15 protein-coding genes and 1 riboswitch are annotated in these 21,692 nt (G+C 63.8%); of the genes, 9 read left to right on the plus strand and 6 right to left on the minus strand.

Translation table 11 applies throughout. The annotated features are described in order from the left end of the window. Positions 1 to 140 precede the first annotated feature (140 nt). Together recQ and PCO31010_RS10860 are read left to right on the plus strand one after the other, a co-directional pair. Positions 141 to 1,949 carry a DNA helicase RecQ gene (recQ, locus tag PCO31010_RS10855; protein WP_039400709.1) on the plus strand — a complete coding sequence of 603 codons (1,809 nt, stop codon included), beginning with the start codon at positions 141 to 143 and terminating at the stop codon, positions 1,947 to 1,949. Positions 1,950 to 1,986: 37 nt separating this feature from the next. Next, complete coding sequence (locus PCO31010_RS10860; RefSeq protein WP_150664296.1) at positions 1,987 to 2,739, plus strand: glycosyltransferase family 2 protein; 753 nt, start codon at positions 1,987 to 1,989, stop codon at positions 2,737 to 2,739. A gap of 75 nt (positions 2,740 to 2,814) precedes the next feature. Here PCO31010_RS10860 and PCO31010_RS10865 read toward each other — a convergent pair whose 3' ends face one another. Both PCO31010_RS10865 and dnaE read right to left on the minus strand, forming a co-directional pair. Next, the gene (locus PCO31010_RS10865) at positions 2,815 to 3,666 is read right to left on the minus strand and encodes a glycosyltransferase family 2 protein (protein WP_150664297.1); all 852 of its coding nucleotides are present in this window, start codon (positions 3,664 to 3,666) and stop codon (positions 2,815 to 2,817) included. 129 nt (positions 3,667 to 3,795) lie between these two features. Beyond that, positions 3,796 to 7,398: a DNA polymerase III subunit alpha gene (gene dnaE / locus PCO31010_RS10870; protein WP_150664574.1), complete on the minus strand. Its 3,603-nt coding sequence runs from the start codon at positions 7,396 to 7,398 to the stop codon at positions 3,796 to 3,798. Between the two features lie 175 nt (positions 7,399 to 7,573). Between dnaE and PCO31010_RS10875 the strand changes: the two genes are divergently transcribed. Both PCO31010_RS10875 and gluQRS read left to right on the plus strand, forming a co-directional pair. Beyond that, on the plus strand, positions 7,574 to 8,458 hold the full coding sequence (locus PCO31010_RS10875) for a sulfurtransferase (RefSeq protein ID WP_150664298.1): 885 nt from the start codon (positions 7,574 to 7,576) through the stop codon (positions 8,456 to 8,458). Positions 8,459 to 8,466: 8 nt separating this feature from the next. Then, on the plus strand, positions 8,467 to 9,438 hold the full coding sequence (gene gluQRS, locus PCO31010_RS10880; protein ID WP_150664299.1) for a tRNA glutamyl-Q(34) synthetase GluQRS: 972 nt from the start codon (positions 8,467 to 8,469) through the stop codon (positions 9,436 to 9,438). A 127-nt stretch (positions 9,439 to 9,565) separates the two neighbouring features. Here gluQRS and PCO31010_RS10885 read toward each other — a convergent pair whose 3' ends face one another. Together PCO31010_RS10885 and PCO31010_RS10890 are read right to left on the minus strand one after the other, a co-directional pair. After that, positions 9,566 to 11,074: a DEAD/DEAH box helicase gene (locus PCO31010_RS10885; protein ID WP_150664300.1), complete on the minus strand. Its 1,509-nt coding sequence runs from the start codon at positions 11,072 to 11,074 to the stop codon at positions 9,566 to 9,568. Between the two features lie 316 nt (positions 11,075 to 11,390). After that, entirely contained in the window at positions 11,391 to 12,458 is a 1,068-nt protein-coding gene (locus PCO31010_RS10890) for a bile acid:sodium symporter family protein (RefSeq protein ID WP_150664301.1), read from the minus strand. A 235-nt stretch (positions 12,459 to 12,693) separates the two neighbouring features. Between PCO31010_RS10890 and PCO31010_RS10895 the strand changes: the two genes are divergently transcribed. The 3 genes from PCO31010_RS10895 (at position 12,694) to wrbA (ending at position 14,981) form a co-directional block, all read left to right on the plus strand. Next, positions 12,694 to 13,644: a LysR family transcriptional regulator gene (locus PCO31010_RS10895; RefSeq protein ID WP_150664302.1), complete on the plus strand. Its 951-nt coding sequence runs from the start codon at positions 12,694 to 12,696 to the stop codon at positions 13,642 to 13,644. Positions 13,645 to 13,899: 255 nt separating this feature from the next. Continuing rightward, positions 13,900 to 14,193: a hypothetical protein gene (locus PCO31010_RS10900; protein WP_150664303.1), complete on the plus strand. Its 294-nt coding sequence runs from the start codon at positions 13,900 to 13,902 to the stop codon at positions 14,191 to 14,193. Positions 14,194 to 14,348: 155 nt separating this feature from the next. Continuing rightward, complete coding sequence (gene wrbA / locus PCO31010_RS10905; RefSeq protein WP_039400726.1) at positions 14,349 to 14,981, plus strand: NAD(P)H:quinone oxidoreductase; 633 nt, start codon at positions 14,349 to 14,351, stop codon at positions 14,979 to 14,981. A gap of 72 nt (positions 14,982 to 15,053) precedes the next feature. On the opposite strand, the gene PCO31010_RS10910 is transcribed toward wrbA, so the two are convergent. Next, positions 15,054 to 15,932, minus strand: coding sequence for an OXA-62 family carbapenem-hydrolyzing class D beta-lactamase OXA-1149 (locus PCO31010_RS10910; protein ID WP_150664304.1), 879 nt, complete (start codon positions 15,930 to 15,932; stop codon positions 15,054 to 15,056). A gap of 304 nt (positions 15,933 to 16,236) precedes the next feature. On the opposite strand from PCO31010_RS10910, the gene PCO31010_RS10915 reads away from it, so the two are divergent. Further along, positions 16,237 to 17,892 (plus strand): hypothetical protein, encoded by a 1,656-nt coding sequence (locus PCO31010_RS10915; protein WP_150664305.1) that lies wholly within the window; start codon positions 16,237 to 16,239, stop codon positions 17,890 to 17,892. 99 nt (positions 17,893 to 17,991) lie between these two features. Then, a riboswitch (TPP riboswitch) is annotated at positions 17,992 to 18,090 on the plus strand. Positions 18,091 to 18,163: 73 nt separating this feature from the next. Beyond that, on the plus strand, positions 18,164 to 20,080 hold the full coding sequence (thiC, locus tag PCO31010_RS10920) for a phosphomethylpyrimidine synthase ThiC (RefSeq protein ID WP_039400731.1): 1,917 nt from the start codon (positions 18,164 to 18,166) through the stop codon (positions 20,078 to 20,080). A 171-nt stretch (positions 20,081 to 20,251) separates the two neighbouring features. Here thiC and PCO31010_RS10925 read toward each other — a convergent pair whose 3' ends face one another. Continuing rightward, positions 20,252 to 21,034, minus strand: a complete 783-nt coding sequence (locus PCO31010_RS10925; RefSeq protein ID WP_150664306.1) for a hypothetical protein — start codon at positions 21,032 to 21,034, stop codon at positions 20,252 to 20,254. Positions 21,035 to 21,692: the final 658 nt, after the last annotated feature.

Raw genomic sequence — 21,692 nt, forward strand, 5'->3', positions numbered from 1 at the left:
CCGCTATTCTAACGTACCGGCCGGTCCCGTCGGGACGTGTCCGAAGCGGACTCGGACCGCGCCCCAAAAATCGCCCTAACGCCGGATTTCCGGGGTCTTTGGCACGCCGGACGCCGGGTGGAACCGGTATACTCCGGCGCATGGCAAGCGCACTCGAAGTTCTCCGTACCGTATTCGGCTATAACGCATTCCGTGGCGATCAGGCCGCCATCGTCGACCATGTGGCCGACGGGGGCGATGCACTCGTGCTCATGCCCACGGGCGGCGGCAAGTCACTTTGCTACCAGATCCCCGCGCTGTTGCGCCCGGGCATCGGCATCGTCGTCTCCCCGCTCATCGCCCTCATGCAGGATCAGGTCGACGCCCTGCTGCAAGCCGGGGTCCGCGCCGCCTATCTGAATTCCAGTCTCGCTTTCGATGAAGCGGTCGATATCGAACGCCGCGCCGCGCGAGGCGAGCTCGATCTGCTGTACGTCGCGCCCGAACGGCTGCTGACCGACCGTTTCCTCAATCTGCTCGACCGGCTCGACGAACGCGGTCAGCTGGCGTTGTTCGCCATCGACGAGGCCCACTGTGTCTCGCAATGGGGACACGACTTCCGTCCTGAGTACATCCAGCTCTCGGCGTTGCATGAGCGTTATCCGCGTGTGCCGCGCATTGCGCTCACGGCCACGGCAGACGCCGCGACGCGCGAGGAAATACAGACGCGGCTCGGCCTGACGGACGCGCGCCTGTTCGTCTCCAGCTTCGACCGGCCGAATATCCGGTACGAAATCGTCGACCGGGACAACCCCCGCAAGCAGTTGCTGGCCTTTCTGAGTCGGCATCGCGGCGAAGCAGGCATCGTCTACTGCCTGTCGCGCAAGAAGGTGGAAGAAACGGCCGCGTGGCTGGAAACGCAAGGCATTCCCGCGCTGCCGTATCACGCGGGGCTGGACGCCGAGGTGCGCCGCACGCACCAACAGCGTTTCCTGCGCGAGGAAGGGCTGGTCATGGCCGCGACCGTCGCCTTCGGCATGGGCATCGACAAGCCGGATGTGCGCTTCGTTGCCCATCTGGACTTGCCCAAGAGCCTCGAAGCCTATTATCAGGAGACGGGACGTGCCGGGCGCGACGGCGAACCGGCCGAAGCCTGGATGACCTACGGCCTGAACGACGTGGTGGTCCACCGAAGCCGGATCGACGAGTCGAACGCGCCGGACCTCCAGAAGCGCATCGAACGCCAGAAGCTCGACGCGCTGCTCGGTTACTGCGAAGCCCCGCGCTGCCGTCGTACGGTGCTCCTGTCGTACTTCGGCGAGTCGAGTGAGCCATGCGGCAACTGCGACGTCTGCCTGAATCCCCCGGAAGTTTTCGACGGCACGATTGCGGCGCAAAAAGCGCTGTCGGCAATCCTGCGTACGGGCCAGCGCTTCGGCGCAGGCCATCTGGTTGACCTGCTGCGCGGGCGTAGCACGGACAAGATTCGTCAGTTCGGCCACGAAAGCCTGCCGACCTTCGGGGTCGGCGGCGAGATGGACGATCAGGGCTGGCGGGCCGTGTTCCGTCAACTGATTGCCCACGGCATCATCGAGCCGGACAGCAGTCAGTACGGTGCGCTCACGCTCAATGCGGCGGCGCGTCCGGTACTCAAGGGTGAGACGGTCGTGTCGCTACGACGCCAGCGTCCCACGGCGGGCAAGAAGAGCCGCTTTGCCGGATATGCATCGTCGCAGGCCATCGAACTGGATACGGCCGATCAGCAATTGTTCGAGAAACTGCGCACGTGGCGTCAGGAAATGGCGAAGACGCAGGCCGTCCCCGCCTACGTTATCCTTCACGACCGTACACTGCGAGAACTCGCTCAGCGCCGCCCGCGTCACCGCGAAGGACTGGTCGATATCACCGGCCTCGGAGAAGCGAAGATCGAGCGTTACGGCGAAGCGCTCGTCGAATTGTTGAACGCCTAAAGCCCACGCCGCGCCCACGCCCCGCCCACGCCCGCTCATGCCCACATTACCGCTGACCGTCACGATCCTCACGCGCAACGAGCGTCACAACATCGCCGACTGCATTGCATCGGTGAAGGCGTTCGCCTCGCAGATCGTGGTGGTCGATAACGCGAGTACGGACGGCACCGTCGATATCGCACGCGCCGCCGGAGCGGAGGTCCATGTCACGCCCGACTGGCCGGGCTTTGGGCCGCAGAAGAATCGCGCGCTGTCGTTCGCCACGCAACCGTGGGTGCTGTCGCTCGATGCGGACGAGCGCGTCACGCCGGAACTGGCCGCCGAGATCGCGGCGGCGATTGGCAGTGCATCCCACGCTGGCTATCGCATGCCGCGTCTGTCTCAGTTTCTGGGGCACTGGGTGAAGCATTGCGGCTGGTATCCCGATTACGTGCTGCGACTGTTTCGCCGCGAAGCCGGACGCTTCTCCGACAATCTCGTGCACGAGCGCGTGATCGTCGACGGCGAGATCGGCACCCTCACCCACCACCTGCTCCATTACAGCTACACGGAAGTCCGTCAGGTCGACGACAAGGTGCAGCGATACGCACGCGCCGGCGCCAGGGAGATGTCGCTGCGCGGCAAACGCGTCTCCGCGATCAAGCCGTGGATCAATGGCGGATGGGCGTTCGTTCGGACCTACGTGCTACGTCGTGGCTTCCTCGACGGCGCAGCCGGTGCCGCGATTGCCCGCATGAACGCTCGCAGTGCGTTCCTGAAGTACGCTTTGCTTCGACGCGGCGAAGTCTGACGACCGCCCCAAAGCAAAACGGACGCCCCTGGCGTCCGTTTCTCATTCCGCACTCATTCCGCACTCATTCCACGCTTACTTCGCCAGCGCTCGTTTGATGCGCGAGCGGAACAACTGCCAGCGCAGTTTGCTGTCATCGACCGGCTCGGCGAGGCGGCCATCGCTGCCCGACGGCACCGGCGTGCCGCGACGCAGATAGTAGCGATCGAAGATCGACTGCGTCATGCCCCACTTGCGCAGGAATTGCGTGCGTCCGTCGTTCTTGACCACCTTGCCGGTGCTCTTGCACTGGAAGTGATAGACGAGACTAGCACCCACGCCGACGAAGCGGCGCGCGCCTGCGGCCCACATCTTCATCGAGAAGTCGTTGTCGCTGCTCATGCCGGGGCTCAGCTCCGTGCTGTAGCCACCGACGAGGAACCACCAGTCGCGATGCACGAGCGTGGGCGGCCACGTCGCGCCGAACCAGTCGGGCTTCTTGTACGTCGGCACAGCGGCGAGCAGCGCCGCCTCATCGAACGTATCGACGTCACGGCCGAAGTCCTGCACCAGCACGCAAGGGTTGCCGGTATCCACCGGTTCGATCATCGTGCCCGACAGCATGAACGCCTTGTCCGGTTGCGCCTCCGCGCGCTCGATCAGCGTCGTGTCCCAACCCGGACAGCAATACATGTCGTCGTTCAGATAGACGATGTACTTCTCGCGCGCCAGCGCCGCCGCCTGATTCACCGCGTAGCAGATCCCGATGTTATCGGGCGAGGCCGTGTGCTCGATCCCCTCGGCCCGGACCCAGTCGAGCGAACCGTCGGAACCGTCGTTGATATGCACGATGATCTGATGCGGGTAGCGCGAGTTCTGTCGGATGCTGCGCACGCACAGTTGCAGCAAGGCAAGGTTGTTCCAGGTCGGAACGATGATGGAGAACATCCGGATTTCCTTGTGATATCGAACGGCGGGCGATGGACGCGATGGGCGCAATGGGGCAATGCGTCGCTACGCCAACGCGCCGGTTAGCGAAAGGCAGCCAACCGGCGCTGCCTTGCGCGAACCGATGCATCAATAGACGACTTGTACCGAGTCGGTGGTGAGCCACTGACGAAGCTCGCCCAGCAATTCGTCGCCGGGCTGCACCTTCCACTCGTCGCCGAGACGCGACTCGCACTCGGCGTCCGTGCGGCGATAGACGATATGCACCGGCAGGCCGTTTTGCTTATCCGCGTCGCCATCGCCGTTGCCATTACCGTTACGTCGGCCGAAGCCTCCGCCGCCGCCACCACCTCCACCACCGTTAAACCCACCGCCGCCATTGAAGCCACCACCACCGCCCGCGCCCGCCGTGGCGGCCACGCGGTACATCGTGCAGTGCGGCTGCAACGTGGCGCGAAGACGCGTCCAGTCGGCGTTGCCGTTAAACGACAGCTTGAGCGCCCGGGCGAAGCGCGCACGCGCGCGGCCGAGGTCCATGAGGCTTTCGACGGTGAAACGCAGGCCGCCCGTAAAGCTGTCCGGTCGCGCATTGCCGTGCACGATCAGCAGTTCGTCTTCCTTGAACAGGTGCTTGTTTGCCTCGAACTGCTCGTTGAAGATCGTGACTTCGAGCGTGGCCGTACCGTCGTCGAGCTGCACGATCAGCATCTTGCCGCGCTGCGTCATCATGGTGCGCATGCTGGAGATCACGCCAGCAACGAGACGATCACGCCCTTCGGACAGATCGCGAATACGCGTGCGCACGAAGCGTCGCACTTCGTCCGAATACGAGTCGAACATGTGACCCGACAGGTAGAAGCCGAGCGCCTGCTTCTCCTCCTGCAGCTTGCGCTTGTCGGTCCACGCCGGTTCGTCGGCCAGTTCCAGCGGTGCTTGCAGGCTTTCGTCGCCCAGATCGAACAAGCTGACCTGATTGGCGGCAGCACTCGCCTGCTCGGCCGCTTCCATCGCCATCGGCACCGACGCCATCAACTGCGCCCGGTTGTCGTGGATCGAATCGAACGCGCCCGCGCGAATCAGCGCTTCAATCGTGCGACGGTTCACCACGCGACGGTCGATCCGCGCGCAGAAGTCGAACAGGTCGGTGAACGGCTTGCCCTCACGGGCGCGCAGAATTTCCTCGATGGCCGACTGACCGCTGCCTTTGATGGCGCCCAGACCGTAACGCACGGTCTTCGAGTCCGCCGGTTCAAAACGATACGCCGAGACGTTGACGTCCGGCGGCAGCACGCCCAAGCCGTTGGCCGTGGCAAGGCAATCTTCGTAGAGAATCTTGACCTTGTCCGTGTCGTCCATGGCCAAGCTCATGTTGGCGGCCATGAATTCGGCGGGATGGTGGGCCTTCAGCCACGCGGTGTAGTAGGCGAGCAGCGCATAAGCGGCGGCGTGCGACTTGTTGAAGCCGTAGCCCGCGAACTTCTCCATCAAGTCGAAGATTTCGTCCGACTTTTCGCGCGTCAGGCCATTCTCGGCGGCACCCTTGGCGAAAATCTCGCGGTGCTCGGCCATTTCCTCGGCCTTCTTCTTACCCATCGCGCGGCGCAGCAAGTCGGCGCCACCGAGCGAGTATCCGCCGATGATCTGCGCCATCTGCATCACCTGCTCCTGGTAGACCATGATGCCGTAGGTCTCCTGAAGCACCGGCTCCACGCGCGGATCCGGATATTCCGTCTTCTCGCGACCGTGCTTACGCGCGCAGAAGCTCGGAATCAGGTCCATCGGACCCGGACGATACAACGCCACCAGCGCGATGATGTCCTCGAAGCGGTCAGGCTGAGCGTCCTTCAACATGCCCTGCATGCCGCGACTTTCCAGCTGGAACACGGCGACCGTGTTGGCCTTCTTGAGAATGCTGAACGCGGCCGGGTCCGTGAGCGAGACCTGTTCGAGCGACCAGTCCGCCATCTCCGGATGCAGGCGCTTGATGTAGCGCTCGGCCCAGTTCAGGATCGTGAGCGTGGTCAGCCCCAAGAAGTCGAACTTCACCAGACCGACGGCTTCCACGTCGTCCTTGTCGTACTGACTCACCACACCGCTGGCGTCTTCGCCGCTGCCCTGCGTGTAGAGCGGGCAGAAATCGGTGAGCTTGCCCGGGGCGATCAGCACACCGCCCGCGTGCATGCCGACGTTACGCGTGAGCCCTTCCACCCGCTGCGCCAGCTCGATCAGCTGCTTGACCTCGTCTTCCGTCTGGAAGCGTTCGGCGAGTTGGGGTTCTTCCTTGAGCGCGTCGTCGATGGTGACGTGCTTGCCCGGCTTGAACGGGATCAGCTTTGAGATACCGTCTACGAAGTTGTAGCCGAGATCGAGCACGCGGCCCACGTCGCGCACCGCTGCCTTGGCGGCCATCGAGCCGAAGGTGGCGATCTGCGAGACGGCGTCCGCGCCGTACTTTTCCTTCACGTACTGAATGACGCGGTCGCGGCCGTCCTGACAGAAGTCGATGTCGAAGTCGGGCATCGACACACGTTCCGGGTTCAGGAAGCGCTCGAACAGCAGGTTGTACTTGAGCGGGTCGAGGTCGGTAATGCCCAGCGCATAGGCGACGAGCGAACCGGCACCGGAACCCCGGCCCGGGCCCACCGGCACGCCGTTGTTCTTCGCCCACTGGATGAAGTCGGCCACGATCAGGAAGTAACCCGGGAAGCCCATCTTGATGATGGTGCCGGTCTCGAAATCGAGCCGCTTGTAATACTCGGGCCGCTGCTTGTCGCGCTCTGCTTCGTCCGGGAACAGCTGCGCGAGACGCGTCTCCAGGCCTTCCTTGGACAACTGGACGAGATAGTCGTCGAGCGACATGCCGTCCGGCGTGGGAAACAACGGCAGCTTCGGCTTGCCGAGTTCGAGCGTCAGGTTGCAGCGCTTGGCGATCTCGACGGTGTTGGCCAGCGCGGACGGCACGTCCTCGAACGCGGCCAGCATGTCGTCTTGCGTGCGGAAACTCTGATCCTGCGTGAAACGACGCACCCGGCGGGCATTGCCCAGCATCTCGCCTTCCGAGATACACACGCGCGCCTCGTGCGCCGTGAAATCGTCGGAGGTCATGAACTGAATGGGATGCGTGGCGACGACCGGGAGCCCGGCCTTCGCCGCCAGTTGCACCGCCTGTTGGACGTACGTCTCCATGCCCTGCTGACCAGTGCGTTGCAGTTCGATGTAGAACGCACCCGGGAAAACACTCTCCCAGTGTTTCGCACATTGCAACGCCAGATCGGGGTTGCCTGCGGCCAACGCTGCGCCCACGTCGCCCATCTGCGCGCCGGAGAGCGCCAGCAGGCCACGGGCGAGGCCGTCGGGCTGAAGCCACGACGGCTCGATCTCCGCGCGTCCCCGGTACTGGTTGCCGAGCCAGGCCTTGGACAGCAACTGGCACAGGTTCAGATAGCCTTCCCGGTCGCGCGCGAGCAGCAACAGACGCGAGGGCTTGTCACGGTCGGCCGGATTCGTGATCCAGGCGTCGCAACCGATGATCGGCTTGACGCCCTTGCCACGGGCTTCCTTGTAGAAACGGATGGCTCCGAACATGTTCGCGAGGTCGGTGAGCGCGAGCGCGCCCTGACCATCCTTGGCGGCGGCCTTGACGACGTCGTCGAGCCGCACGATGCCATCGGCGATCGAGTATTCGGAGTGGAGACGGAGGTGGACGAAGCGAGGTTCTGACATGGGCCGTATTGTAACGCGGCGTCGCCGGATTTCGCCGCGCGCCCGGGCTGTCTCGCGGCCACCCGCGTGCGAAGCCTGCGTCACACCTCATTTGCCCGGCTTTGTCCTGAATCAAGCGCGAACTTGCACCGAATCGGCGATAATGGCGGTTTATTGCTTCACGCTTTTGCGGAATTTCGTTGCCATGTCTATCGTCAACATCGCTGCGTACAAGTTCGTCACGCTCGACGACATCGCGACCCTGCGCCCGGCCGTGCTTGAGCGCTGCAACGCGCTCGACCTGAAAGGCACCATCCTGCTTGCGCCGGAAGGCATCAACCTGTTCCTCGCCGGTTCACGCGAGTCGATCGATGCCTTCCTCGCAGGCCTGCGCGCCGACGCCCGGTTTGCCGATCTGGAAGTGAAGGAAAGCCTGTCGGACGATCAGCCGTTCCGCCGGATGCTAGTGCGCCAGAAGAAAGAAATCATCACCATGAAGATGCCGGTCATCAAACCGGCAGACGGACGTGCGCCGGGTGTCGATCCCGCCACGCTCAAGCGCTGGCTCGACGCCGGACAGGACGACGAAGGCCGCCCGGTGGTGATGCTCGACACGCGTAACGACTTCGAAGTGGACGTGGGCACGTTCGACAACGCCGTCGACTACCGTCTCACGAAATTCTCGGAATTCCCTGACGTCATCGCCGCACATCGCGCAGACTTCGAGGGCAAGACCATCGTGTCGTTCTGCACTGGTGGCATTCGCTGCGAGAAGGCCGCCATCTACATGCGCGACATCGGGCTTGAGCACACATATCAGCTCGACGGCGGGATTCTCAAGTACTTCGAAGATGTGGGCGGCGCGCATTATCAGGGCGACTGCTTCGTGTTCGACTACCGCACGGCACTCACGCCAGACCTCGCCCCGTCAACGACCAAGCAGTGCTTCGCCTGCCGCGCCGTGGTGACGGCCGAGGACCAGCGCAGCCCCGATTACATCGAGGGCGAGCAGTGCCCGGCGTGCGTGGGTGACAAGGCAGGTGCCATCGCTGCGGATACCGCTGCGGCCGTCACGGCAACGTCGGCCTGAGACCCCGGGTGGCGCAGGCTTCGGCGCACGACGCCACCTCATCCGCCGCCCCGGCCACCGACGACCCGACGTCGGCGGCCCGTGCAGACGTCGGCGGCTACCGCGGACGCTTCGCCCCCTCCCCGACCGGGCCGCTGCATCGCGGCTCACTCGTCACGGCACTGGCCAGTTGGCTCGACGCCCGCGCGCACGGCGGCGTCTGGATCGTCCGCATGGAAGATCTCGACGAACCGCGCAGCGTGCCCGGTGCGGCTGACAACATTCTAGATACGCTGACGCGTCTCGGCCTGCATTCGGACGAACCGATCGTCTGGCAAAGCCGTCGTCATGCGCTTTACGAGCAGGCGCTCGCGGCCCTTACGGCACGCGGATTCGTCTATCCGTGCGGATGTACCCGTCGCGAAATCGCGGACTCGCTCACGCGCGTGCATGCGCGTCACAGCACACTGGCTTACCCGGGCACCTGCCGCGACGGTCTGCAAGGGAAGACGGCCCGCGCATGGCGCCTTCGGGTGCCGGATGGCGACGCCGCATGCATGCACTTCGAAGACCGCTGGATGGGATCGCAGACGCAGGATCTGGCGACGGAAGTCGGGGATTTCGTGCTCAAGCGCGCCGATGGACAGTGGGCCTACCAGTTGGCGGTCGTCGTCGACGATCAATTGCAGGGCATCACGGACGTCGTGCGCGGGGCCGACTTGCTCGACTCGACCGCACGTCAGATCTACCTGCAAGCCTGCCTCGGCGCACCGACGCCTCGCTATCTGCACGTGCCGCTCGTCATGGCCGACGACGGCGAGAAGCTGAGCAAGCAGAACGGTGCCGCACCGCTGTCGCTCGATACACCCGACGCGGTCCTCGCCTCCCTCAAGGACGCAGCCTCGCACCTCGGGCTGCCAGCGGTACTCGCCGACATCTCCCATCGCGCCGACTTCTACGCGGCGGCCACGCGCGCGTGGCAGGCGCAACACGCACGCTGACATCGTCGGCCCACTGTCCTGCCCGGTCCGGATATCGCCGTCCAATGAAAAAAGCCAGCGTGTGTACGCTGGCTTTTTTACGACGGCAAGGTGCCTGAAACTACCGCACCCGGCGCCTGGCCTTGGATTAGCGGTCCTGTGCCTTGCGCGGGAAGCCCGCGAGCAGTGCAGCGACCTGACGCTTAGGGGCCTTCTCCGACGGCGCGCCGAAGGTCGTCGGTGCAGCAGCGTCATGCGATGCACGATGGTCGCGCTGCGACTCACCGGCCGACGGCGACGGCTCGTACGGCTTGTAGAAGAATTCATCTTCCGGACGCACGCGACGCGGCGTGCTGCCACCGCTACGGCCAGCGCGCAGGCCATCGTGACGGCTGTGGCGCTCCCCGCGATCACCACGCTCGCCACGTTCCGCACGCTCACCGCGGTCGCTGCGCTCGTAGCGATCGCCACGGTCGTCACGCGAACGGCTGCGGCGCTCCATCACCAGCTCGCCACGCTTGAGTTCGCGCTTGATCAGCTTCTCGATTTCCACGAGTTGCTTGCGCTCGTCCGGTGCGCACAACGAGAGCGCTTCTCCCGACGCGCCAGCACGCCCCGTACGGCCGATGCGGTGCACGTAGTCTTCCGGGTTGTACGGGAGGTCGTAGTTGATCACGCCCGGCAGATCCGAGATGTCCAGACCGCGTGCCGCGACGTCGGTCGCCACAAGCGCGCGAATCCCGCCCTGCTTGAAGGCTTCGAGCGCCTGCATGCGCTCGTTCTGCGACTTGTCGCCGTGAATGGCGGCCGTCACGATGCCGTCGCGCTCAAGCTGACGCGCCAGACGACTCGCGCCGATCTTGCTGTTCACGAACACGATGACCTGCTTCAGATCGCGCTCGTTAAGAATTTGGACCACAGCCGCGCGCTTGTCGTCTTCATCCACTTCGTAGACGACTTGCTCGACCGTATCGGCCGTCGCATTGCGACGCGCCACTTCGATCGTGACCGGGTTCGTGAGGTAGCTCGATGCGAGCCGCTTGATGTCGTTCGAGAACGTGGCCGAGAAGAGCAGCGTCTGGCGCTGCTTCGGCAGCAAATTCAGAATGCGCTGGAGATCCGGCAAGAAGCCCATGTCGAGCATGCGGTCGGCTTCGTCGAGCACCAGCATCTTCACCTGGCTCAGGTTCACCGTTTTCTGTTCGACGTGATCGAGCAGACGGCCCGGCGTGGCGATGAGAATTTCGACGCCGCGGCGCAGCGCGTCCTTCTGCGGATTCATGTCGACGCCGCCAAACACCACGGTGTTACGCAATGCCGTGTGACAGGCGTACGAACGCACGTTGTCGGCCACCTGATCGGCGAGTTCGCGCGTCGGCGTGAGGATCAGCGCACGCACCGGGTGACGGGCGGGCGATGCGCTCGTGTTGGCATCGGGCAGCAGACGCTGGATGATCGGCAGCGAGAAGCTGGCGGTCTTGCCGGTCCCCGTTTGTGCGGCACCCATGACGTCGCGACCGGACAGCACGACCGGAATGGCCTGTGCCTGAATCGGGGTCGGTTGGGTGTAGCCCTGCTCGGCGATGGCCCGCAAGATGTCCGCATGCAGCCCAAAGCTATCGAAGCCGGGGGTCGGAACAGCATTTACATCAGCCATGATGAAGGGACATCTCTTTTAAAAAAACGGGGGCCGCCACGCGGAAGGGTTTCCGCATCAAAGCTCACTCGCGAAGATTCAAGGGGCGCTGCGCGCCATGCTCAAGGCTGGCGCGAGAGGGGTCTGTCATGTAACAGATGCGTCGGGCGCCGCCGGACCGGGGTGGTCGTCAAGAAGCGAAACAGACGCAATTCTAGCACTTGCGCACGACCAACGTGTGACAACGGCCCTTGACGGGCCGTGTCTATCGGACAACGCGTCAGGTTACGCGCTGGCGAATGCGTCGAAGGACGGGCGGTTTGGGCGCCTTGGGCGTTCAGCGGCCCGCGCCCGCATTGGCGCTGCTGCTCTCCGCCTTGCCCTGCTTGGCACCAGGCGCGGCCTTACCGGCCACGGCCTTCGCAGCCTGAGCGGCGCGTTGACGATTGGCATAACGTGTCGCCAGCACGGCGCACACCATCAGTTGCATCTGATGGAACAGCATGAGCGGCAGGACAATCGCGCCGAGCGGGCCGGTCGCAAACAGTACCTTGGCCATCGGAATGCCGCTCGCGAGGCTCTTTTTCGAGCCGCAGAAGACGATGGTGATCTCGTCTTCGCGCGAAAATCCGAGCCAGCGTGCCGAATACGTCGTGATTGCGAGCATGATCGCCAGAATGACTGCACAGCAGCCCAGCAGGCCCAGCAGCGCCAGCGGAGGAATCTGATGCCACAGCCCCGTGTTCACGGCTTCGCTGAACGCGGTATAGACAACCAGCAGAATCGAGCCCTGATCCACGATTTTGAGCAGCCCACGGTTGCGCTCCACCCATTTACCAATGGCCTTGCGCGACAACTGCCCGGCAATGAACGGCACGAGCAGTTGCAACATGATGTTGCCGATGGAGTCGAACGGCGACGCGCCGCTGTTGCCATCGTGATGGATCACGACCAGGCCGACCAGCAGCGGCGTAATGAAGATGCCGAACAAGCTGGACGCCGATGCGCTGCACACCGCGGCGGGCACATTACCGCGCGCCATCGACGTGAAGGCGATGGCCGACTGGACGGTGGCGGGCAGCGTGCACAGGAAGAGGATGCCCAGATACAGCTCGGGGGTGACCATCCACGACAGCACCGGCTTGAGCGCCACGCCAACGATCGGGAAGATAGCGAACGTGCTGGCGAACACCAGCAGATGCAAACGCCAGTGGGTCGCACCGGCGAGCACCGCTTCGCGCGACAGCTTCGCGCCGTGCAGGAAGAACAATGCGGCAATCGCCACGTTGGTCAGCAGGTTGAAGGCGACTTCGCCCTCGCCGTGCGCAGGCAGGAAACTGGCCAGCGCTACGGTAGCCACCAGCATCAACGTGAAATTGTCGGGAAGGAAACGCGGTCTGGCCATCGTTGCTCTTGAATACTCTCTCGGATACGTCTGAAATGACAAAGCCCGTTCCGCCAGAACACGGGACGCGATGGCATTGAGGGGCCATCAGCGATGGTCGACTGTCGATCCTGGGAGGCCCAGGCGTCAAAAAGTGACTGGAAGTGTGCGCTCGCGCTACGGGTTTTTACGTATTAGAGCGCAAGGGTAGTTAAAATACAAATTCATTTAAAAATTTTATTCATACCAAAGACGCATGAATATCTCGCTGCGCCAGCTCAAAGTATTCCTCGCAGTGGCCGAGCACGGCAGTTTCAGCCGCGCGGGCGAGGATATCGGCCTGACTCAGCCCGCCGTGAGCCGCTGCATCCGGGAATTGGAGCAAGAACTCGGGCTCAAGCTGGTGGACCGCACCACGCGGGAGGTCACGCTGACCGAAGTGGGCGCTAGCCTCTCCGCCACCCTCGCCCGGGTGCTCGACGAACTGGAGAGCGCCCTGCGCGACACGCACGGGTTGGCGGAAGAGCGTCGCGGCCGCGTGCGCGTGGCCAGCGCGCCGACCATTTCCGCGAATCTCATGCCCGAGTGCATCTCGGCGTGCGCCGCCCGCTATCCCGACATCACGCTGATGCTGCGCGATCAGGTTCAGACGCTCGCGACGGACAGTGTGCGGCACGGTGAAGTGGATTTTGGCGTGATCGTCGCCTCGGAAGGCACGGACGATCTGGTGGGCGAACCCATCATGGTCGAGCCGTTCCTCGTGGTGTGCGACCGCTCACATCGCTTTGCGAAGCAGGCAGAGGTGACGTGGAAGGAGCTTAACGGCGAGAAGCTGGTGTTGCTCGACTACGCGTCCGGTAGCCGACCGCTGATCGACCGCGCATTGGCCGAGCACGGCGCGTACTGTCAGGTAGCACAGGAAGTCGGGCACGCGATCACCGTCTTCCGGATGGTCGAAGCGGGTATCGGCATCAGCATCATGCCTGCGCTGGCGCTGCCCGCCATGCCCGGACTGGCGGTGAACGGCGCGGAAGCGGACAGCCGCCTCGTGGCCCTGCCGCTCACGCCGCAGATCGACCGGACCATCATGCTGGTGCGCCGCAAGAACCGGACGCTCTCCCCCGCCGCACAATCCGTCTGGGAACTGATCCAGCAGATCACGGCCAATACGCCGCACTCGCTTGCGTCAGGCACGCCCCGTAAGTGACGCGTCGGGCGACCCTCCCTGACATGATGGGAATAGCCAACGGATACCGGAATTTTGCGCACCGTTGAGCGAAATTCAGCAAAAAACCACCTGATCGGGATGGATCTCGACACATCAAAGTAAGTGAGCGCCTGCTACAATGCCGGTGCGTCGACTCCCCCCAAGTGCGTGACTGTGCCATCGGGCGTCTGCCCCGCCATCGTGCCTCGACGACATGCCCGCGCCCTGCGGGCATTGTGTTTCCGGTACGGCGTCATGGACTTGTTCATCAAATACTTCAGCCCGCTGTGGCTCTTCCACGCGGCAGCCGATCTGTCTTTCTGGCAGCGGCATCAACTCGACGCGCGTATGCAGATCGTGAGTCGCTTCATGTGGCGCTACGTCATGCGCTGGTGTGTCGTCAGCGCCATGCTGCTCGTGCCCGCCGCGGTGATGGCACATGGACTTGCGGCCACGGGACTCGCGCTGGCTGGCGGCGTCTCGGCGAGTGTGACGGTGCTCATGGCAGCGCTGACGCTGGGCTGCCTTATCGGGTCGCGCTTGCGCTGAGGCGGGTCGCACTTGCGCTGAGGCGGGTCACACTTTCGCTAAGGCATGCCCCGCCTGCGCTAAAGCGTCATCCGCGTCGACTATGATGGAACGGCTCGCCTCGCGCGGCCGACGGTCCGCGACGCCGGCATCTTTCGACCCCAAAGGAGAATTCCATGGCCAACGCCAAGATCCTGGTGGTGTTCTATAGCATGTACGGACACATCTACAAGATGGCCGAAGCGGTCGCCGAAGGCGCGCGCAGCGTCGCCAGCGCCGACGTCACTGTGATGCAGGTCCCTGAACTCGTCCCCGACGACGTGCTGGAAAAAAGTGGCGCAAAGGCCGCACGCGCCGCCTTCGCCAGCGTGCCCGTCGCGCGCGTCGACCAGTTGCCCGAATACGACGCGATCATCTTCGGCACGCCGACGCGCTTCGGTAACATGACCGCGCAGATGCGCAACTTCCTCGATCAGACCGGCGGCCTCTGGGCCAAAGGTGCGCTTGCCGGTAAAGTCGGCAGCGTGTTCGCAAGCACCGCGACACAGCACGGCGGGCAGGAAACGACCATCACCAGCTTCCACACCACGCTGCTCCACCACGGCATGATCATCGTCGGCGTGCCGTACACCGAGCCTGCGCTCACCAACATGAAAGAGATCACCGGCGGCTCGCCCTACGGTGCCACGACACTCGCTGCCGCCGACGGCTCACGTCAGCCGAGCGAGAACGAGTTGACGATTGCAAGGACGCAAGGCCGTCACGTCGCGGAAATCGCCGCGGCGCTCAAACACGGGCGCGCTCTGTAAAGCGCGTCGGTAAATCACCCGCAACGCGTGCGACACGACGTCATTCGACGTTCGCGTCGCACGGCGCCAGACTCAGATCAACTTCAGGTTCTTCAGCACCTCACGCACGATACGCGCGCGCTTCGGTCCGTCGGCGTCACCGTTCATATCGATGTTCAGCGCAATCATCGTCAGATTGCCGTCACGCTCGAGCCAGCCCACCCACCAGCCGATATCCGGCTTCTTGTCGACAAACCAGCCCGTCTTGCCGTGCAGAACATAGTCCATGTTCGCTTCGACGATGGAAATCTGCCGGACGATGTCCTGCGAACGGGCCGAGAACGGCAACGTGCCACGCGCCAGACGTTGCAGAAAATCGACCTGCTCGCGCGCCGAGATCTGCAAACTGTCATCCACCCAATAGGTGTCGTTCACGCGACCGATGGTCCGGTTACCGTACCCGACGGCGTCGAGCTTCGCCTGCGCATACGCGCGCGGAATCTTGTGCGAAACGACTTGGTAGCACGGGTAGCAAGACACACGAAACGCGTCGCGCAGATTCAACTCCGCATTCCACGCCTTCATCCGGCGTGGTTTGCCGTCCCACGGAATCGTCTCGCGCTCGTTGTCCAGCGCGCCCGATTCCAGCGCCAGCAGACTGTTGAATATCTTGTATGTCGACGCCGGTGACATACGCCGCTCGGCGCGCGCCGAATCGTATGCCTGATACGTCTGTGTCTTGCCGTCGAGCACAACGACCGTGCCCTTCACGTTTTCCGCCGCAAAGAACTTGCCCCAGTCGGCGCGCTCGGTCAGGTGGACGGGGGCTGCCACGGAAGGTGCTCCCGCTGCTGACGCCCGCGACAATTCCAGCGCGTGTGCTGGCGAAGGCAGCACACCATACGCGACGACCGACGACGCCAGGCGCAGCATGACGGCCACGCGGCGCCAGCGAGAGAGAATTCGTTTCATTTCGTTATCCTTATTTTCAAGAAGCTTGTGGGTGACATAGCGATGACACACCGAGGGTGGCAGCGACATCGAAACCGTCGTCGCTGCCGATACGCGTCGCGCTGGCCAGGCACTGCATTTTCGAAATGCGTTTGCAGCTTAGTGCGCGTTTCGACAGCTGCAAAGCAAAGCTACCGTAACCGACGTAACCGCCGTATCATCGGCTCGCCCCTTCCATGAACACGTGGAACGTGTGCACGCCGTTCGCGACGCAATGCGCGTCGCCGGTCCCTGCCATGCTTGCTGCCCGAGTCACTCAGTCAACATGAACGACACCACCGAACCGTCGCTCGCTCCCGCACTCGTCGTGCGACTCGACGCGCCGCAGAAAATCGACGGTCAGCCGGTGCGATACCAAAGCCTGTGGTTGCTGATGCGCGTCTATTACGCCGCGCATTTCGAGGCGTCGCCGGTGACGCTTGCGTCGCTCAAGATCCGCTTCGGTCAGGCGGGCCTCGGGGGCGATCTGCGCATGCTCATCAGCCGCGCGTTTTCTGACTTTGCGCGATGGGGCGTCGCAGTCGGCTGGGGCGACGACCGGCACGCCGATGTGCGTCTGCTCCCGACGCGCGGACGTGGCAAGGGCCCCTTCTGGCTCGCCGCGCACGAGATGTCGCGTATCGAAGTCGCCATCGGCGACACGACACCCGCCGATCCGCGCCGCGCGATCGCTGCGTTTCTCGGTTTGCCGCAGGACAGCACGCCCGACGCTCAGTCACCCGCACTCGATTACGTCATGCAGGACATTGCGTTCTGGCATCACCTGACGCTCGGCAAGCGCGACATGCAGGACGGCGTGTTCTTCTCGCCGTCACCGCCTGCGACGCCAAGCGAAGCCAGACGCCAGCGCACGGGCGCGATCCCGTCGTTCCACGCGGCGCAGGTGTGTGCCGTGGACGACGTACAGCGTGGCATTGCGCTGCTCGCCGAGACCATCGTGTGGCGTCGCATGGGAGACGCCGCGCGCACGAAACAGACCTTGGCCACACTCGCGGCCACCTTCGGCGCGAGCCAGCCCGGCTCGCCGACGTTACGTGCCATGCACTGGATCGTGCAGGCATGGCAGGCCTACGCATTGCGCGATGAGCCGGGCGCGTTCGCGCATCTGCAACGCATCAGCGACGACGCGTCGCTCGCCCCGTGTCTCGTCTACAACCCGCGCATTCGCTTCGAGAGCCGCAATCTCCAGGCGCTGCTGCACAAGTCGCACGCCGCGCGCAATGGTCCGATGCCTGCCCGTGCGCAATCCGCCGCCGACGCGCTGGCCGGCTTCTCGGACGCCCTGCAAGCCGCGTTCGAAGCCGACTCCATCGAGCTGGCTCAGCACGTGGCCGCCAACATCGGCCTGTCGCTCTGGCTGTTCTGGCAAGGGGCGCTGATCGATCCGGGCAGAAGGCTTGCAGCGGCCGAAGTCCAGCGTCAGGCATTGCGGTGGATCGGCTTATCGGAGTGGATTTGCGACCGCTTCGGTGTGGGCGGGAATTCCGTCTGGAATACGGTGTTCCTGCTGCGCATTGCACGAGGCGCTGTCCCGGTGCGACGCGATCCCGATCTGGAGACGCTGCGCGCGAGCACGCCCCTCGCAGTCGATGCCTTTCTCGACGCCGTCCAGCCATTCGGCGCGCCCTTCTCGCGCGCCAAAGGTTTCCTGCGCTGGACCGACGTTGTGGCTACAACGCTCGCCGACCACGAGGAGGGACGCGTACGTTTCGAGCCATTGCAGCTCGCCAATCTGTGGTTCGAAATGCTGTGGTTCGCGCTGCATCAGGACGGCGACTCGCCGCAGGCATTCCACGCCGCGCAATCGCTCGGTCGTGTACTCCCGATGCTGCCGCCGCCCGACCGGCGCTTTTTCCGCGATGCACTACGCCTGATGCCGCGCGACTTTCAACGCGAGGTGCGGGTCGCGCAGGACGGTTGAAGCGCCCGTCGGCATGTCGCACCGCACCATTTTCAGTTCACGTTTTTCGGGACACATCGTGCTTGTTTTGCCCGGCGTGTCGGTGTATCGTTGCCGCAAAGCTAAGCGCAGGGGTCCTGCAACGTGAGTTGTGGGTGAGAAATACCCTTAGAACCTGATCTGGATAATGCCAGCGCAGGGAGCGTAGAAATTCCTCGCCCCCGTTCATGCTCCTGAGCCGCTTTGCGCCGAAATTGTCGGCGTCAACACGTGCCCCGCCAGGAGACATTGCATGAACGCCAATCCGAAGTTCCTCTCAGCCAACGCGCGCGTGGACGAAGCTGCGATCGCACCGCTGCCCAATTCCCGCAAGATCTACGTCGAAGGCTCGCGCCCGGACATTCAGGTCCCGATGCGCGAAATCTCGCAAGCCGACACGCCCACGAGCTTCGGCGGCGAGAAGAATCCGCCGATCTACGTCTACGACTGCTCGGGCCCGTACACCGATCCGAACGCGACCATCGACATCCGCTCCGGCCTGCCCGCGCTGCGCGCGAAGTGGATCGAAGAGCGCGGCGACACCGAAGCGCTGCCGGGCCTGAGCTCCGCCTACGGCCTTGAGCGCGCTAACGACAGCGCCACCGCTGACCTGCGTTTCCCGGGCCTGCATCGCACCCCGCGCCGTGCCAAGGCCGGCAAGAACGTGACGCAGATGCACTACGCGCGTCAGGGCATCATCACGCCCGAGATGGAATACATCGCGATTCGTGAAAACCTGCGCCGTCAGGAATACATCGAAAGCGTGCGCGCCGCCGGTCCGCAGGGCGAGCGCCTGGCGAAGCTGCTCACGCGTCAGCACCCGGGCCAGCATTTCGGCGCCAGCATTCCCGCCGAAATCACGCCGGAATTCGTGCGCGAAGAGATCGCGCGCGGGCGCGCCATCATCCCGAACAACATCAACCACCCGGAATCCGAGCCGATGATCATCGGCCGCAACTTCCTCGTGAAGATCAACGCGAACATCGGCAACTCGGCCGTGACGTCGTCGATCGGCGAGGAAGTGGACAAGATGACGTGGGCGATCCGCTGGGGCGGCGACACGGTCATGGATCTGTCGACCGGCAAGCACATTCACGAAACGCGCGAATGGATTCTGCGTAACAGCCCGGTGCCGATCGGCACGGTGCCGATCTATCAGGCGCTCGAAAAGGTCAACGGCAAGGCCGAAGACCTGACGTGGGAAATGTTCCGCGACACGCTCATCGAGCAAGCCGAGCAAGGCGTCGACTACTTCACGATCCACGCTGGCGTGCGTCTCGCGTATGTGCCGATGACGGCCAACCGCATGACGGGTATCGTCAGCCGCGGCGGCTCGATCATGGCCAAGTGGTGCCTCGCACACCACAAGGAAAGCTTCCTGTACACGCACTTCGAAGAGATCTGCGAAATCATGAAGGCCTATGACGTCGCGTTCTCGCTGGGCGACGGTCTGCGTCCCGGCTCGATCTACGACGCCAACGACGAAGCGCAACTCTCCGAACTCAAGACGCTGGGCGAACTCACGCAAATCGCGTGGAAGCACGACGTGCAGGTCATGATCGAAGGCCCGGGCCACGTGCCGATGCAGCTCATCAAGGAGAACATGGATCTCCAGCTCGAGTACTGCGACGAAGCCCCGTTCTACACGCTCGGACCGCTGACCACGGACATCGCCCCGGGTTACGACCACATCACGTCGGGTATCGGCGCGGCCACCATCGGCTGGTACGGCACGGCCATGCTGTGCTACGTCACGCCGAAGGAACACCTTGGCTTGCCGAACAAGGACGACGTCAAGGAAGGCATCATCACGTACAAGCTCGCAGCCCACGCGGCCGACCTCGCCAAGGGTCACCCGGGTTCGCAGATTCGTGACAATGCGCTGTCGAAGGCACGCTTCGAATTCCGTTGGGAAGACCAGTTCAACCTCGGTCTCGACCCGGACAAGGCGCGTGAATTCCACGACGAGACGCTGCCGAAGGATTCCGCCAAGGTCGCTCACTTCTGCTCGATGTGCGGACCGCACTTCTGCTCGATGAAGATCACGCAGGACGTGCGCGATTACGCCGCCAAGCAAGGACTTACCGACGAAGCTGCCCTCAAGCAAGGGATGGAGGTCAAGGCGGTCGAGTTCGTGAAGAGCGGTGCCGAAATCTATCGTCGCACCTGATTAGCCCGTGAGCGACGGTGGCATCGACGCCGCTGTCGCGTACGGCAAATCATCGCCTAGCAAGCACAACGCGCCCGGGTAATACCGGGCGCGTTTTTTATTGCGATGGCGTTGCCGACTGCTCTTGCCCAAGTCAGGCGGACGATATCGCTGACAGGTTTGACACCGTCGTTATACGACGGAAGGCGACTCGCTGGTAACGGCGGCCGGCACCGTGGGCACGCCACGCTGCGTGAGGTAGTTGCGCAGCCGCTCTGTCGCGATGTGCTTGGCGACCGAAGACATCGACGTTGCCAGCGCGGTGAATGCCTCCGTGTTCGTCGCAGGCATGGCTGCGGCGTCCATCACTTCGGTGTGGCGCATCTCCCAGTGACGCTCCCCCAGTTGTTCGACGCCTAGAGCGAGCTTCGCCCACTCGTCCGTGCCCAACCCGATGGACGCGGGCAGATCGCCGCGCACAATCGCCTGATGCATCGGCAGACCGGCAGCAAACCCCACACGAAGCATCCACTCGGTGCTTTCGCTCGCGGGCATGGGCCGCGTGCCGGCTTGCAGGCGCGCGTTCAGCTTGCCGATGAATTTGTCCGGCGTCTCGCGCACCAGACATGCCGTCGACCACTCCTTCTTGCCTGCCAGTGCGGGCTTGCCGGTCCATCGACGCGCCGTGTCCGCCACCGTCTTCGTCACGTCGGCACGCGTCGGCTCGAACGGCACCGTGCCGTTGCGACCGTCCGTGCCGAGCAATGAACCATTGACGATGTCGCGACAGACTTGCGCGCGTTCGCTGCGTCCGTCCGGCATGACGACCGGGTGATTGCGCCCGTCCAGCGATGCGGCACGGGTGCTGACCTGATGCGAACTGGCACAGACGTGCAACGTGGCCACCGCCGCAAGCGGGAGGACCGGTTGCGCGACACGCGGTGCGAGAAGGGACGCCAGGGATTCACCGGTCATGGGTGCCTCAAGGACATCCACACTGTCGACATCCTCGAGCCCCCCTGAAGATGTCTCGCCCGACCGGTTTTCTTGCGACGAAACGCTCGCGAAATCGGCTTCGAACTGAAGACGACCCATCTCGCGAGCCGCGTAACTCGACGATTGCGCAACGGCGGTCGCCTGCGACGCATGCGGGGTCCCGGGATGGTCCAGGCGAGCGCTTCGTATATTTTCGATGCCCGTAAGTGGCATATCCACGACGTTATTGATTCCGCCGGGATGAAGTGTGACGGGCATCGGGGCAAGGCCGCCCATGACGGGGGCGTGATTCGCGAACTGCATACCGAAAGTCATCGATAAGTCCTCAAATAGGGGAAGGGAGAAGCGTGGTGTGCACCACTGTCTCGACGTCGCCGGGAGGCGTGGTCAAGACAGCGTCCACGATGCCCGAACGGTCGTTCGCGAATTTTCGGTTCTGCACGCTGACTCTCGCAGCTCGTGCAAGCGACCGCCTCGGAGTGGACAGCCGCGCCGCCTGAGAGCGTCTGGAGTGCGCCCGGTGCGGGTCGGGTACGCAGGGGTCGCGCTGTCGGAGTGCCCCGAACTTATGGCATGCTATCGGACAGCGGTACAGCCGACGCGGCTGACGCGCCCCGCCCAGCGGGTGCGCTGCTCC

The sequence above is a fragment of the Pandoraea commovens genome, assembly GCF_902459615.1.
GTDB classification, from domain to species: Bacteria; Pseudomonadota; Gammaproteobacteria; order Burkholderiales; family Burkholderiaceae; genus Pandoraea; species Pandoraea commovens.

Coding starts and splice junctions, on each gene's coding strand:
- PCO31010_RS10860 (WP_150664296.1), top strand. CDS start 1,987: ATGCCCACATTACCGCTGACCGTCACGATCCTCACGCGCAACGAGCGT.
- PCO31010_RS10885 (WP_150664300.1), bottom strand. CDS start 11,074: ATGGCTGATGTAAATGCTGTTCCGACCCCCGGCTTCGATAGCTTTGGG.
- PCO31010_RS10910 (WP_150664304.1), bottom strand. CDS start 15,932: ATGAAACGAATTCTCTCTCGCTGGCGCCGCGTGGCCGTCATGCTGCGC.
- PCO31010_RS10900 (WP_150664303.1), top strand. CDS start 13,900: ATGGACTTGTTCATCAAATACTTCAGCCCGCTGTGGCTCTTCCACGCG.
- PCO31010_RS10925 (WP_150664306.1), bottom strand. CDS start 21,034: ATGACCGGTGAATCCCTGGCGTCCCTTCTCGCACCGCGTGTCGCGCAA.
- PCO31010_RS10875 (WP_150664298.1), top strand. CDS start 7,574: ATGTCTATCGTCAACATCGCTGCGTACAAGTTCGTCACGCTCGACGAC.
- PCO31010_RS10865 (WP_150664297.1), bottom strand. CDS start 3,666: ATGTTCTCCATCATCGTTCCGACCTGGAACAACCTTGCCTTGCTGCAA.
- PCO31010_RS10890 (WP_150664301.1), bottom strand. CDS start 12,458: ATGGCCAGACCGCGTTTCCTTCCCGACAATTTCACGTTGATGCTGGTG.
- recQ (WP_039400709.1), top strand. CDS start 141: ATGGCAAGCGCACTCGAAGTTCTCCGTACCGTATTCGGCTATAACGCA.
- wrbA (WP_039400726.1), top strand. CDS start 14,349: ATGGCCAACGCCAAGATCCTGGTGGTGTTCTATAGCATGTACGGACAC.
- thiC (WP_039400731.1), top strand. CDS start 18,164: ATGAACGCCAATCCGAAGTTCCTCTCAGCCAACGCGCGCGTGGACGAA.
- PCO31010_RS10915 (WP_150664305.1), top strand. CDS start 16,237: ATGAACGACACCACCGAACCGTCGCTCGCTCCCGCACTCGTCGTGCGA.
- PCO31010_RS10895 (WP_150664302.1), top strand. CDS start 12,694: ATGAATATCTCGCTGCGCCAGCTCAAAGTATTCCTCGCAGTGGCCGAG.